Raw genomic sequence first — 15,143 nt, 5'->3', positions numbered from 1 at the left:
CAATGTCCAATCTCTATGATCAGGCCCATGAACAATCCATCAAAGACCCGGAAAGATTCTGGGGACCCATTGCCGAAACGTGTCACTGGTATAAAAAATGGGACAAAGTGCTGGATGATGCCAACACCCCTTTTTATCGGTGGTTTGTGGGCGGTGAAACCAACACCTGCTATAACGCCGTGGACCTGCATGTGAATGAAGGCAAAGGAGACCAGGCCGCCATTATTTATGACAGCCCGGTGACCGACACCATCACCACTTATACCTACAAAGACCTCAAAGACCAGGTATCACGCTTTGCCGGGGTCCTGAAGCAAAGGGGGGTTACCAAAGGAGACCGGGTCATCATCTACATGCCCATGATTCCTGAAGCCGTGTTTGCCATGCTGGCCTGTGCCAGGATCGGGGCGATCCATTCCGTGGTGTTCGGCGGATTTGCCGCCAATGAACTGGCCACCCGGATCAATGATGCCAAGCCCAAAGTGATCGTGTCTGCTTCCTGCGGCATCGAGATCAACCGGGTGATCCCATACAAGCCGCTCCTGGACAAGGCCATTGACCTGTCCGACACCAAACCGGAATCCTGTATCATTTTCCAGCGTTCCCAGGCAGCGGCGGATATGCAGAACGAAAGGGATTTCGACTGGAACGAAATGATGGCACAGGCAGCCCCGGCAGACTGCGTACCAGTTGCCGCCACCGATCCTTTGTATATCCTGTACACCTCAGGCACCACGGGTCTGCCCAAAGGCATTGTCCGGGACCACGGGGGCCACATGGTGGCCCTGAAATGGAGCATGAGCGCCATTTACGGGGTCGATCAGGGAGATGTGTACTGGGCCGCCTCAGACATCGGCTGGGTGGTGGGCCATTCCTATATCGTGTATGCCCCTCTGTTCAAGGGATGCACCACCATAGTGTATGAAGGCAAGCCCGTGGGAACCCCGGATGCTTCTGCGTTCTGGCGGGTCATCTCCCAGCATAAGATAAAAACCATGTTCACGGCCCCCACGGCCTTCCGGGCCATCAAGCAACAGGACCCGGGCGCCGGAATGATGGCGGGCTTTGACCTGTCCCATTTCAAATACCTGTTTCTGGCCGGGGAAAGAACCGATCCAGACACCCTTTCCTGGGCCGAAGACAGCCTCAAGGTGCCGGTGATCGACCACTGGTGGCAGACGGAAACCGGGTGGGCCATTGCGGCCAATTGTGTGGGACTGCATCAGTTCCCGGTCAAACCCGGGTCTCCCACCAAGGCGGCCCCGGGCTGGGACCTGGCCGTGCTGGATGAGACGGGAGATCCCGTAGGCCCGGGGGGAATCGGTGCCATCGTGGCAAAACTACCCCTGCCGCCGGGCACCCTGCCTACCTTGTGGCAGAATGATGACCGGTATATTTCCGCTTATCTTGCCACCTTCCCAGGGTACTATGAAACCGCAGATGCCGGTTACATTGACGAAGATGGATATGTATTTGTCATGGCCAGAACCGATGACATCATCAATGTGGCCGGGCACCGCCTGTCCACGGGTGCCATGGAAGAAGTGATCGCCGGACACCCGGATGTGGCGGAATGCGCGGTCATGGGCGTGGATGATGACCTCAAGGGCCAGGTGCCCTTAGGAATGGTGGTGCTTAACGCCGGCGTGGACCGGGACCATGATGATATCATCAAAGAGGTGGTCCAGCAGGTCAGAGATACGATCGGCCCGGTGGCGGCCTTCAAAAAAGCCATCGTGGTCCAGCGTCTGCCCAAGACCCGGTCCGGAAAAATCCTTAGAGGAACCATGCGGGCCATTGCCAATAAAAAAGAATACAAGGTGCCCGCAACCATCGACGACGACACCATCCTGGACGAGATTGAAACCTCCCTGGGAAAGATCGGATATGGCAGACAGGCATGAGACAGATTGCTTGTGCATAACCATGCAGTCATTCAAACAATGAAAGGAGGTGATATGTATGCCCTGAGAATGCCTTTATGAATCATGATAATCATGCATGATCCGATCAATCCTCAATAATGAAACAACAGGAGGGAACTAATTATGGATCCAAAAATTTGGGTTTGGATTTTTCTGGCACTGTACATCATCTACTGTTTCTGGATGGGCCTGAAAGGATTTTTCAGTGAAAAAAAAGCGTCGGGTTATGCCATTGCCGGCCGCTCCATTCCGTTCATCGCGTTTTTGATGGCGGCCACGGCCGCCTCATTTTCCGGATGGACCTTTATCGGCCATCCGGGTCTGATCTGGAAAGCCGGCCTGGTATATGCCTTTGCTTCTTTTTACGTGCTCACCATCCCCCTCACCGGGGCATTTTTTGCCAAACGAAACTGGCTCATGGGCAAGCGCTACGGGTTTATCACACCCGGGGATATGTTTGCCTATTACTATAACAACGAAGCCGTACGCTGGCTGACCGTTCTGGCCGCATTTCTGTACTCCATTTTCTATTCCGGGCTCCAGCTCATCGCGGCGGCCAAGCTGTTCTACTGGACCGCCGGCGTGCCTGAAACCATCGGCCTGATTTTCATGGCTGCCATTGTATGGTTCTATGTGGTCACGGGCGGGTTGAAAGCCTCCACCTGGGTGGGGGTACTTCAGTTCTGCCTGCTGGTGGGCGGTATCATCCTGCTGGGATTTTACACCATCACCAGTCCTTTGTTCGGCGGATGGTCCGGGTTTGTGGCATCCATGAGCGGACTGGAGGATAAATACATGAAGGTACCGGGCCTGATTCATTTCGGCCTGGGCACCGGCGGATGGACTGCCGTGATGATTCTCACCTATATGTTTGCCCTCATGGGGATCCAGTCTTCGCCGGCCTTTACCCTGTGGAATTTTGGTATTGCCTCTCCCAAGCCCCTGGCCTGGCAGCAGGTGTTCATGTCCACCTTTGTGGTGGGTCTGTCTTTATTCTTTTTCACCGCGTTCCAGGGTATCGGTGCCCGGATCCTGATGATGGCCGGAAATCTGGCACCTCAGGTGGATGGTGATGTCGTACCCATGCTCATGACCAAATTTTTGCCCGGTCCGGTCCTGGGTCTGGTGTTCATGGGGGCCATTGCGGCCATCCATTCCACATCAGCACCTTACATCGGCACGGGCGGCACCATTATCCAGCGGGATGTGTGGTGGCGGTATGTCAGAAAACAGGGGGGAACGCACTCCGAGCAGATCTGGACCAACCGGGTCTTTGCCACCATCCTGACAGTTGCCGCCGTAGTGGTCTCTTTGACATCCACGGATGCCATCGTTATGATCGGCGGGTTTGCCACGGCATTCGGCACCATCATGTACCTGTGCCTGTTAGGGGTTCACTGGGGATTCAAATTCCCAAGCATCGGTGTGGTCTTAGGCTTGATATGTGCGATCATCGCCTGTTTTCTCACCTATTATGTCTGGAAATATCCCTTGTCCATCCATACAGCCGGATGGGGTATTTTCGTAGGCCTGGCCGTGGCATACCTGTGCCGGGGATTAGGGATAAAAGATAACGAAGAAACCATTGCCCGGCAAAAAGAGATTCGGGAATGGCTCAACTCCATTGACGCGCCGACTGAAAAAGGCAAACGCTGGCGCGGGTACATGAAAATAATTGTCCCCATCTGGTTTTTCATGGCCATCGGCCCCGGCGTACTCATTGGCAACAATGCCATCTCTTTTGCCGGATTCCCACCCATCTGGTCCTGGCAGATCATCTGGTGGATCTTAGGTATCATCATGATGTGGGGCCTGTGCTTTAAAGCGGAAATGTCCACCACCTCCGCCGAACAGATCCGAAGAGCGGATGAAGAAACCATGGACGTCACCAAGGAAGCCGATGATTGATCCGGACACGTTAGCGCATTGACACCCAACACAAAAAGGAGACAACCCATGGCTTTAGAAGACAAATATCTCATAGTAACCATCATTTTCTGCATATTGTTTGTATGTTCATTCAGCTGGGGATGGTGGGGATAATCCCTTAATTTGATTGATAACTTTTTAATGAAAAATTCCGGACACCTGAGTGTGTCCGGAATTCATACTGTTTTCACGTCATGACCCTGAGCCATCGATTCTGGATCTTCGCTTTGACCGCCGCCGGTATCATCCTGATGATTGTCACGGGCATGGCCCTGTATATCTGGTTTCATTTAACTTTCGGCCAGACCCAGGCAGTGATGACCCTGATCAGAGATCATCTGGCGGCTCTACTGACGGGAGTCCTGCTTCTATCCCTGGTGTTCTGGGCGCTGTCCGACCTGGTGTATGCCAATTACATCAAACCGGTCAGAAAAATATCCACAGATGTGGCTTTGATCTATGCATCCAATCCCTCATTGCGCATTCCTATTGCCGGAAATCAGGATATTCAGGCCCTGGCCCGGACCATCAACACATTTGCCGATACATTTGAAAGGTTAAACCAGGATATTGCAACGCAGGTGGTGGCGGCCAGAAAAGAAACCGAGCAGGAAAGAAACCTGCTGGCCGCCATCATGGGAGAACTGCCCCAGGGGTTAATTATCTGCAATCAAAACGGCCGGATCCTGTTATACAACACCCTGGCTAAAAACATCTTCACATGTACCATGGTCCGGGAAAATTCAGAACAATTCATGGGCTTAGGTCGGTCCATCTTTCATCTGGTGGACAAGGACCTGATTTCCCATGCCATGGAAGAAATCCATGAACAGCTGACCTTGGGTGAAAACAGTGCCGGCTCTTTTTTCATCACTCCCCTGGGGGATCACAGCCTGATCAGCGTGGAAGCGATTCCGGTCCTGGACAAAACCAATCAGATCACCGGATTTATTCTGGCAATCCTTAATATTACCCGGGATGTCGAAAAATTCCAATCCATGCAGCGGGGTCTGGCTGATTTTCGCAGATTTCTGGAAAAAAAAAGTGTTGCTGAACAAAATTTTTTTCGCCTGTCCGATACGATTCAAAACACGTATCTCTCACGGTTGCCCCTGTCCCAGCTCAATCTGGCCCGGTTTCTCTTCAAAGTCCAGAAATTGACAGGCCAGACCCATGATATCCGGATCAACGTGCACAACCTCCCCCGAGATGACCGAATCATGGCAGATACCTATTCTTTTACCAAAGCGATCGTGTTTCTATTCAGAACCCTGTCAGACTGGACCTATGCCATTGAATTCGATCTGACCGTCACCAATGCTTCCGGCCGGATACAGTTTAACATCACCTGGGAGGGGGTTCCCGTGGACAAACCGGGCCTGGACACCATCATAAAGACAACCATCAGGGCCCTGCCCGGTTTTAAATCCATTCTTGCCCTCAACAATGCCCGGCTCAATGTCCCGGAATCGGGCGAAACTCATTTCTCCCACATTATTTTATCCGTGAAAAAATCCACGGAACCCCCTGCCACATCTCACCGGACACCGGTTTTGGCCGGTTCCCGGCCGGAATTTTACGATTTTGACCTGTTCAAGGTCACAGACAGTGACCAGAACCTGCTGAAGACCCGGCTCACCGATCTGTCTTACACCGTGTTTGACACGGAAACCACGGGGTTGAACCCGGAAGGGGGCGATGAGATCATCTCCATGGGTGCCGTGAGAATTGTGAACAACCGGCTCCTGTCTGATGAGGTATTTGAAGAACTGGTGAATCCCGGGCGGGATATTCCGGTGGCATCCTACCGGATTCACGGCATCCACCACGAAATGGTGGCGGAAAAAGATCCCATTGAACTGGTTTTGCCCCGGTTCCGGCAGTTTGTGGCAGACACTGTGCTGGTGGGCCACAATATCGCCTTTGACATGAAACTGATCAAACTCAAAGAAAAAATCACCCGGATCAAATTCGCCAACCCCGTACTGGATACGCTGCTGTTGTCAGCTTTTCTGCATCCGATCCATGAACAGCATGACATGGAAAATATCGCCCAGCGCCTGGGAATTTCCATGATCAGCCGTCATACTGCTTTTGGAGATGCCCTGACCACGGCACAAATTTTTTTAAAACTGATTCCAATACTGAACAGCAACGGCATACTGACCCTGGAAGATGCCATCCATACGTCCAAAAACTCCTATTATGCCCGATTAAAATATTGATTCACACCCAAACTCGTGATAGGGCTCAATACATGCAGCCAATCCAGTCAACCTCCAACCAGGAGACTTCGTTCATGAAAAAACCATGGCTTACCTTTGCCGGCCTGTGTGCCGTTGTCCTGGCCATTGTGATGATCTGCGTGATTTTCGGCAGTTACACCAGCATGCTGCGGTCCAGAAACCGGGTCCATGCAGGCAAAGACCTGATGATCACGGCCTGGGAAAACCAGGTGGACCAGATTCCGGACCTGGTATCTCGGGTGCCCGGGACAGATGCCGCACCGACCCGATCCCGGATCCATGACACCATGGAACAGCTCCAGACCCTGCTGATCCGGTTCCAGACACCTGATACCCCCCTGGCCCCGGACCTGGTGCCCGTGTTTGAACAGGCCCAGTTTCGCCTGGCAAAAGATCTGGATGCCCTGACCAGAGATTCCGGTACCGGGCATCCCAGGGTTCAGGAAATAGCGGATCTGTATCTGAAAACCATCTATGCCACCCGGCGGTACAACAAAGAGGCTGCCTACTTTGACAGCCGGAAAAAGGTATTTCCCGGCATGTTCACCGCAAAATGGTTTCATCTGGATGATCTGCATTTTCCTGTCATTGATATCACTTGTTTTGATCCCTGGGGCCTGAAATGAAAGAAAGCTCCTCCCTGTCGGCATTTTTCAACCAGCCCGTGTCCGCCATATTCCGGGCCAACATCGCTACCTGCTCCATGGACACGCCCGTGAATCAGGCGGCTCAGAAAATGAGCCGTTCCAATGCTTCTGCCATTCTGGTCAAAAATGATTCCCGGCAGATTGCCGGCATTGTCACGGATGCGGATCTGCGGACAAAGGTATTGGCAGAAAATCTGACATCTGATACCCCGGTATCCGAAATCATGTCATCGCCCGTGATCACCATTTCATCCGACAGCCTGATTTTTGAAGCGTTTCTGACCATGATCGGCAAAGACAAACGGCATCTGGCCGTGTGCGGAGAATCCGGGGCCGTCTCCGGTATCTTGACGGAAAAAGATTTGATCGCAGCCCAGACAAAAGACTCGTATCTGCTGCTTAAAACCATTACCGCAGCCAAAACCATGGACGAGCTGAAGAACTTTCACGCCCGAATGTGCCGCATGCTGCTGGATCCCATCGACAACGGAATAAAACCGGAAGTGATCACCCGGCTGATCACCACGTTTTCCGATGCCATCTTAAAAAAAATCATGGCCTTTACCCTGGAAGAGGTCGGACCCGCACCCTGCAGGTTCGTGTTTCTGACCATGGGATCCGAAGGCCGGGAGGAGCAGACCCTGGTGTCGGACCAGGACAACGCCATTGTGTATGCGGATCCTGCATCAGACACTGAGTCAGCGGCGGCTGCCGCCTATTTCAGCCGTCTGGCCGATCGGGTGTGCGACCGGCTGGACATGGCGGGATACCGGTTCTGTGAGGGAAACAACATGGCCAAAAACCCGAAGTGGTGCCAGCCCTTGTCTGTCTGGAAAAAATATTTTCACACCTGGATCCGCAAGGCCAAGCCGGAAGATCTGTTGTACTCCAGCATTTTTTTTGATTTCAAAGGCACATATGGGGACCTGACTTTATCTTCTCAGCTCAAGGATCATCTGTTTGAATCCATCCGGGGCTGGTCCGGTTTTCTAAGGAACATGACGGAAAACGCCCTTTATTTCCGGCCCCCCATCGGGTTGTTCGGCAAACTGAAAAAAGCCACGGACGGCCGGCACAAAAACGCATTTGATATCAAATATGCCATGCTGCCCATCACAGACGTCACCCGGGTGTATGCCCTGAAAAACAACCTATACCAGACCAATACCCTGAAACGGCTTTTCCGGCTTTACACCCGACATGCCATCACGGCCAAAGAATACCACAACCTGGTCCAGTGTTATGATTTTTTAATGAAACTGCGGTTCCGCCGCCAGATCACCAACATCATGGACGAGGGAACGCCTCCGGACAATTTCATCAACCCGGACAATCTGTCTTCCCTGGACCGGCATATGCTCAAGGAAATTTTCAAAACCATTGAAAATTTTCAGCAGAAATTGAACATGGAGTTCACCGGGGTGGTATAATCTCAACGCAACACGGACGGGGCCGTCTATAATCTGAAGACGATCTTCTGAATGCTGTCATCTGATTGCTATAGCCGGAATGTTTTTTGACACAGATCACAGGAACCGGTTGCCGGAATTTCCCGGCAGTGAACACATTTTTCCGACAGATACCGGTCTTTGCCCTGTTTTTTCTTGCAATTGGGGCATGTCCAGTCTTTTTTCACAGGAAGCACCCGGGCACAATAGGGGCATTTGATGGGAAATTTTCTGAACACCAGAAACATCAGCCCGGAAATAATGAAAAACGGCCCCAGAAGCTTGAACTGAACGCTGTCTGCAAACCGGCTGAAATCCGAGGCGCTGGACAGAATGACAAACAAAAGAAACGCAATGGGTGCGACAAGAAGTCGCTTTTAATAATGTTGGGCTTGACCCAACCTGCTGTATTACCAGCAGTTTTTCATTCCGGCATGCATTACCAGTAATGGTTTTGTGTGAAGCCCGGATGACAATGAAGCCCTTGGCTTTATGCCAGGAGAGAGAGCCGTGAGGGGACCTCAACTCTGGGAGCATCAATCCAGATGGGAGCTATGAACGATGGTATGCGTAACATATGTGAACTGTTAATAAACGTCGTTATTTTTGACAGGCCAAAGATGCTGACAGGCCTGGGCCAAAAGGCAAGAGGTATGGATGGAGCGTTCCGTTGTCGCTTCACGTAATCTATGATCCCTCCGGCGGATAGACAGACGCTAACCCATTGGGTGTTAAAAGTGGAACTTGGTAAGCCCGTATTTTCCCTTCGAAAGAAGGACAGCTGATCGCAAGATTGGCTTATGGGGATGCGGGTAGAGGAACGCTGGAGAAAGCGAATGCTGATCTGTAATGGATCAGATACGGGTTCAAAATTTGCCCGACCATGAAAATGTGCAGACTTCCAGCATGGTGTTGGATCACGTGAAACGATTTGAAATGGAATAACCGTATTGGTGTGGATAGATGATATCATTTTATGATGTTGACGGCCGTATGGGCTTGAAGAATGTGTGGGACCTTATTGATTGGGACAAGCACAGGCTGATAGTATCCCGTATACAGACGCGTATCGTGAAGGCAGTTAAGAATGGATTAAAGCAAACGGCACGCGGCCTTCAACGGCTGCTGTCCAACTCGCTTTCGGCAAAGCTTATCGCCATTAAGCGGGTGATATCCAATAGTGGAAAACGAACCCCGGGTGTGGACAATCTATTAATTGATACACCCCGAAAGCGATGGGAAACGCTCAAGAATCTTAATCTTCCCGAATATAAGGCAAAACCGCTGAAACGCATTTACATCCCGAAAAAGAATGGTAAGAAACGACCATTAGGCATACCGGCCATGCATGACCGGGTGGAACAGGCCCTTGATTTACTGGGACTTGATCCGGTATCTGAAACCACTGCTGATCATCATTCCTATGGATTCAGGAAAGTGCGTTCGGCTCAGGATGCCATGGGAGCTATTTATAATGCGCTGAGACGGAAAGATAGTGCTGACTGGATTTTAGAGGCAGATATCAAAGGCTGTTTTGATCATATTGACCACAAATGGTTGAATGAGAACATCCCGATGAACAAGAAGAAATTAAAACAATGGCTCAAGTGCGGTTACCTTGAGAAGCATACGTTTAATTCAACAAATGAAGGGACTCCACAGGGAGGGATAATTTCACCGACACTTGCCAATATGGCACTCGACGGTATTCAGGATCTCCTTGCAGATAACTTCAGGAAAACTGATAAGATTCATTTTGTCAGGTACGCGGATGATTTCATTATAACGGGCCGTTCCCCGGAACTGCTTGAAACCTGTGTCAAACCTTTGATTGAAGGATTTCTTAAAATAAGGGGTCTTGAATTGTCAGAAGAAAAAACCATGATCACACATATTGATGATGGCTTTGATTTTCTTGGCTTTAATGTCAGGAAATATAAAGGCAAACTTCTGATAAAGCCGTCTAAATCCAGCATCAAAAACATTAAAGCAAAAGTCAGAGACTATCTGAATGCCAACAAGACCAGGCGAACCGACGTTGTAATTGCCAAACTGAATACCATCATACGCGGTTGGGCAAATTATTATAAACATGTCGTCAGTCGGAAAGTATTCGGGGACCTTGACCATGCATTTTGGCAAATGACATGGAAATGGGCCAGGAGAAGGCATCCAAAAAAGTACAAAGGATGGGTTAAAGGCAAATATTACCGAAGGATCAAAGGTCGAGACTGGCGATTCATGGAAAAAGGTAATCCTCAACCCCTGATTTTATTAGGCCCGACCTGGCTCATCAGGCATATAAAGGTTAAAGCACAGGTCAATCCATATGATCCTGTATGGGAGGACTATCTCAAAGCTCGTTGGAAACGAAAACAACTGTCGGGTGTGGCCACGCGCCTTATCAATGCTTGAGCCGGATGAGGTGAAAGTCTCATGTCCGGTTCTTAGGGGGCTTGGGGCTGGCAACAGCCCCCGGCCACCCGACATGTCACCGCCAAAAACTTGAATCTGAAATGAAAAAACACGGACGGCAAAGGATCTTTTTCCATATCATTATTCCTATGTTTGAAATTGATACAACCGGGGCAAAAACCGGGCTTCCAGATCATGACGCTGCTGCTCGAACCCATCCGGTCCCAGGGTGGGTTCGAGCACGATTTCGGGTTCAAAAACAATGCGCACCCGGGAAAAAGGTTTGGGCACCATGAACCGGTCCCAGGAATTGAAAAACCAGGCACGGTCTGCGGTCACATAAAAAGGCACCAGCCGGGCCCCGGTGGCATGAGCCATGCGAATGATGCCGGGCTTGATTTTTCCGGCAGGTCCTCTGGGACCGTCCAGGATATGGGCGCCGAACTGATGGGTGTTTATATGGGCGATCATGGCAGCCATGGCGGATTTCCCTCCCCGGGACGACGAACCTCTGGGCGTGTGCCATCCCACCCGGTTGGCCACCCCGGAAATCAGATCCCCGTCCCGGCTTTGGGAAATCATCAGGCCCGGATGATATTTAGCATAGGTTTCAAAATAGGCGATGGCGGCAAAAAACTGCTGATGCCAGGTACACAGCAGCACAGGGGCTCCTTGATGCAGCAGGGTTTTCCAGACGGCCTCGTTTTCCACTGTGAGCCGAAACGTGCGGCTGTACCATTTGACCAGATAATAGGCAAACCAGATGAACGCCGGGGTATAAATCAGAAATTTCAAGCGTTTGAACATGAACGCCCACCTCCCTGGGGCCAAAATTGTGTGTAACAGGATATTGCCTTTTCACAGGAATGCTTCATCACAGGATCTTGAACAGCGGACCGCCTTTACAGGCCATCCGGTCCACCCGCAAAGCCACTTCCGGGTCCGGTACCAGCGGGGCTGCATGAAAGGGTTTGCTGCGGGCGTCAATGACCAGCGGGGCCTGGCACCCCCAGTGCTTATGCAGGGTTCTTTCCTTTATGCCGTAAATGTCATGGGACGGGTTGGACCGCAGAAACGTCACCCACAAAAAATTATCAAACGTGTCTGCGCAAAACCGGGCATCATCCACCACCACCACTAAAGCCAGGCCGGATGCGTCTCCCAGGGTTTCCAGATATTTTTTCACCGGACTGATCTGCTGTCTGGCCCTGGGATAGGAAGTGAACGCCGGCCCCTGGATAACGGCAATTCCCGGGGCTGCCATCACAGCATGGGAAAATCCGTCCGGCAATGAAAACTGAACCGGCAGGGTCGGGCCGAGACGCCGCTTAACAGGTCCGGCCGCGGCCATCACCAGCTTGGATCCCTGGTTGATCTGCTGTCCCGAATAATCCAGGGTATCCATGGTGGTGCAAGTGACAAAATGCAGGTCTCTGGAAAAATCCACCCGTTCCAGCACATGCATCAGAAACTGTTTTTCATCGTTCACATCCAGGCCGGGATCATCTTCATGGGCGCAGATGAAAAGGTATTTGGCCAAAGACAGCTGGCCTTTGCCTAAAATGGCATGGGCATGGGTGAGCAGTTCTCTTGGCATGGGCGCGTCATAGGGCAGGTATCGTTCCCTGGCTTTGGCTAAAAGCAACGGATGCACACCGGCCGCATCCACGGCATTGACCGCGGTCACACCGGGCAGGGCTTTGGCCACGGCATTCCGGGTAATTTCATGGATGAGCCGGCCGAAATGACTGTCCTCTCTGGGGGGACGTCCCACCACGGTAAACGGAAAAATCGCGCCTGGCCGGTGCCACACCGATGCCACCCGGATACAGGGAAATTCGTGAACATTGGAATAATACCCCAGATGATCGCCGAACGGGCCTTCCGGCCGGGTCTGATGGGGCATCACCCATCCGGTGATACAGAAATCCGCATCTGTGGACAGTACAAACCCGTTGTGCCGAAAATATCTGAAATTGCGCCCGGCCAGAGCCCCGGCAAAGGCAATCTCGGGCATCCCTTCCGGCAGAGGCATGACCGCTGCCAGGGCATGGGCCGGGGGCCCGCCGATAAAAATGCTCACTTTCAACGGCCTGTTTTTTTCCAGTGCTTTCTGATGATGAACCCCAATGCCCCGGTGCAGCTGATAGTGCAGGCCTATTTCTTCATTGGGCGGATAATCGTTGCCGGACAACTGAATCCGGTACATGCCCAGATTGGATTGCAGCACGGAGTCCGAATCCGGGTCCAGAGAAAACACCTGGGGCAGCAGCAAAAATGCCCCGCCGTCCCCCGGCCAGCAAGTGATCTGGGGCAGCTGGTCGATCCGGGTCATCTGGGTCAGTGTCCGGTTTTTTTGAACCGGCAAAGGCAAAGACCGGGCCAGGGCCATACCGGCCTTGAATCCCCGGCCCAAAGATCTGACCGCCTGCATGGGGTCAGACGTCATATCCACCAGGGCCTTGACCTGTTCCAGCTGGGGTTCAAAAATTTTCAGGGTCCGCTGCCAGGTGCCGTACAGGTTGGAAAGGGCCGGAAACGGCGACCCGTTGACATTTTCAAACAAAAGAGCTGGTCCGCCTGCGTCAAACACCCGCCGGGTGATCTCCGCCATTTCCAGATGCGGGTCCACGGATTCACGGATGTGAATCAGTTCTTTTTCCTGTTCCAGAAAGGCCACACATTGTTTCAAACTGCAAAATTTCATAACTGGATAATCTCCCGGTTTCCGAATCCTTTGCGGTTATCCATGTGATACACCTGATCCGGTAAAAACGCATACAAACGGGCATGGAATGCGTTTTGGAAAAAGGTCAGAAAATCCGCGCCGGGCACGGGGATCCCGAAGCGCCGGGCATATGCCCCGGCAGCGCCTGCCGACCGGATCCCAGGTTTCTGGGAGTGAATGACCCCGCTCATCTGAATTCCCTCCAGATGATCCACACGTTCATGAACGCGAAAAATCGAAGCCGCACACGGCCGGCCGTCACCTTCCAATATATGCCGGGAAGCGGGATTGGAAAAAAAATAAAATCGTTTTTCTCTGTAAAGATAATAGACCGGTGCGGACCAGGGGCCGGTTTCCCCACTCGTTGCTAAAGTCATGGTCCAGACCGCGTCAATCAGTTCCTGAAACCGGTTTTTTGGCTGACTACTGGGCATATCCCCATTCTTTCAGCCGCTTGAACGCATACTGGGAATATTGATTGGACTGATAATTGATCATTTTCAGGTATGCAGCATAATCATTGGCTGCGGCCTGCCGCTGTCCCAGTTTGTCCCGGGAATATCCCTTGTAAAAGGTCAGCTGGGGATTGCCCGGCAGCAACTGGTCGCACCGGGTAAAATTGTCCAGGGCCCGGTCGAACTGCTTTGTCCCCACATGGGCCAGGCCGGCCACATAATGTCCCTGGGGTTCTGTGGGATATAGGTTCATGGCCGCTTTTGCATAGGATACGGCCTCGGCATTTTTCTTCTGAATCAGCTGGCATTTGGCCATGAGCACATGGGCCGCATAATCATCATTCGCCCGTTTCAGGGCTGATGAAAAAGCGGTTTGGGCGGCATCATATTTTTCCCGGGCCAGGTATTTTTCTCCTTCCTGCATCAATTCAATGGCTTTTTTCTGCTGCCGCAGTGCCACGGTCTGATCCATGTACCGTTCCCGGTATACGGGTGCAGCTTGCGAGCTGGAATAAGGTCCCTGATCCCGCTGCACCGATGCAGCCAGGCGTTCATCACTCATGGGATGGGTGGAAAAAAGCATCTGGGCGGAAGAAGGCTGCTGTTTGTTCAAGGTGTTGAGCATTTCCATCAATCCCACAAATCCTTGGGATCCATACCCGGCCCGGACCATGTATTCATGTCCCAGATAATCGGCTTCCCGCTCATTGTCCCGGCTGTATTTGGCCAGATACAGCCCCTGGCCCAACGCCCCCAGCTGCTGGGTCAGATTCCCCAGTCCCTTGGCCTGGGAATCCGCCAGCATCGCCAGGCCGCTCACGAACAGGGAAGACAGCTGACTTTTGGATACCTGTTCCGCTGTGTGCCGGGCATTGACATGGCCCAGTTCATGTCCCAGCAGGGATGCCAGTTCGGCTTCATTTTCCAGGCTCAGCAGAATTCCGCGGGTCACGGCAATGGACCCGCCGGGAAATGCATATGCATTGATATACGTGGCATTCACACATTGAAAATTGTATGGCATATCCGGCCGGTGGGTATAGGGCACCAGATTTTTGCCCACCTGGTTGATATACTGGTTCAACGCGCGGTCTTGAACAATGCCGTAATCCGATGAAAACTGAAACGGTGACTGCTGCCGGTCAATGGCGACCTCCTGGTCCGCTGTCAGCATCATCAGCTGGGATTTGCCGGTCACCGGGTCTATGGCACACCCCCAGACCGGAAGCAGACCGGCTGCGGTCAAGACGGCGGACAGTCTCAGAAACTGCCGCCGGGTCAGCGATGCATCCTTCTGGTGCTGAAAAATCGTGTCATCCATTTCATTTCCCCCATTCATTCAATGGGCCC

11 protein-coding genes are annotated in these 15,143 nt (G+C 52.1%); 6 read left to right on the top strand and 5 right to left on the bottom strand.

Annotated features, from left to right (window positions below; genetic code table 11):
• The first annotated feature begins 2 nt into the window (after positions 1–2).
• The 5 genes from DPO_RS08520 (at position 3) to DPO_RS08500 (ending at position 8,177) form a co-directional block, all read left to right on the top strand.
• On the top strand, positions 3–1,904 hold the full coding sequence (locus tag DPO_RS08520; protein ID WP_006965415.1) for a propionyl-CoA synthetase: 1,902 nt from the start codon (positions 3–5) through the stop codon (positions 1,902–1,904).
• A gap of 144 nt (positions 1,905–2,048) precedes the next feature.
• A complete protein-coding gene (locus DPO_RS08515) occupies positions 2,049–3,833 on the top strand; it encodes a sodium:solute symporter family protein (protein ID WP_006965414.1) in 1,785 nt (594 codons plus the stop codon).
• Between the two features lie 215 nt (positions 3,834–4,048).
• Complete coding sequence (locus DPO_RS08510; RefSeq protein WP_006965413.1) at positions 4,049–6,079, top strand: 3'-5' exonuclease; 2,031 nt, start codon at positions 4,049–4,051, stop codon at positions 6,077–6,079.
• A 74-nt stretch (positions 6,080–6,153) separates the two neighbouring features.
• Positions 6,154–6,726 (top strand): hypothetical protein, encoded by a 573-nt coding sequence (locus DPO_RS08505; RefSeq protein WP_006965412.1) that lies wholly within the window; start codon positions 6,154–6,156, stop codon positions 6,724–6,726.
• Positions 6,723–8,177: a DUF294 nucleotidyltransferase-like domain-containing protein gene (locus DPO_RS08500; RefSeq protein WP_006965411.1), complete on the top strand. Its 1,455-nt coding sequence runs from the start codon at positions 6,723–6,725 to the stop codon at positions 8,175–8,177. Before DPO_RS08505 ends, DPO_RS08500 begins: the two co-directional genes overlap by 4 nt.
• A 68-nt stretch (positions 8,178–8,245) precedes the next feature.
• Here DPO_RS08500 and DPO_RS08495 read toward each other — a convergent pair whose 3' ends face one another.
• The gene (locus DPO_RS08495; RefSeq protein WP_040011728.1) at positions 8,246–8,539 is read right to left on the bottom strand and encodes a hypothetical protein; all 294 of its coding nucleotides are present in this window, start codon (positions 8,537–8,539) and stop codon (positions 8,246–8,248) included.
• Between the two features lie 619 nt (positions 8,540–9,158).
• Between DPO_RS08495 and ltrA the strand changes: the two genes are divergently transcribed.
• Positions 9,159–10,610: a group II intron reverse transcriptase/maturase gene (ltrA, locus tag DPO_RS08490; protein ID WP_152427611.1), complete on the top strand. Its 1,452-nt coding sequence runs from the start codon at positions 9,159–9,161 to the stop codon at positions 10,608–10,610.
• Between the two features lie 147 nt (positions 10,611–10,757).
• Here the strand turns inward: ltrA and DPO_RS08485 are convergent, their stop codons facing one another.
• From DPO_RS08485 to DPO_RS08470, 4 genes are all read right to left on the bottom strand, one after another.
• Positions 10,758–11,417: a lysophospholipid acyltransferase family protein gene (locus tag DPO_RS08485; RefSeq protein ID WP_006965406.1), complete on the bottom strand. Its 660-nt coding sequence runs from the start codon at positions 11,415–11,417 to the stop codon at positions 10,758–10,760.
• Between the two features lie 67 nt (positions 11,418–11,484).
• Positions 11,485–13,317 carry a UbiD family decarboxylase gene (locus DPO_RS08480; protein WP_006965405.1) on the bottom strand — a complete coding sequence of 611 codons (1,833 nt, stop codon included), beginning with the start codon at positions 13,315–13,317 and terminating at the stop codon, positions 11,485–11,487.
• A complete protein-coding gene (locus DPO_RS08475; protein ID WP_040011727.1) occupies positions 13,314–13,772 on the bottom strand; it encodes a pyridoxamine 5'-phosphate oxidase family protein in 459 nt (152 codons plus the stop codon). Before DPO_RS08475 ends, DPO_RS08480 begins: the two co-directional genes overlap by 4 nt.
• The gene (locus DPO_RS08470) at positions 13,762–15,114 is read right to left on the bottom strand and encodes a M48 family metalloprotease (RefSeq protein ID WP_006965403.1); all 1,353 of its coding nucleotides are present in this window, start codon (positions 15,112–15,114) and stop codon (positions 13,762–13,764) included. Before DPO_RS08470 ends, DPO_RS08475 begins: the two co-directional genes overlap by 11 nt.
• Positions 15,115–15,143 lie beyond the last annotated feature (29 nt).

Source organism: Desulfotignum phosphitoxidans DSM 13687 (genome assembly GCF_000350545.1).
Lineage (GTDB): Bacteria > Desulfobacterota > Desulfobacteria > Desulfobacterales > Desulfobacteraceae > Desulfotignum > Desulfotignum phosphitoxidans.
Note: the sequence above shows the minus strand (reverse complement) of the source record. Positions and strands in the feature narration are given on the sequence as shown.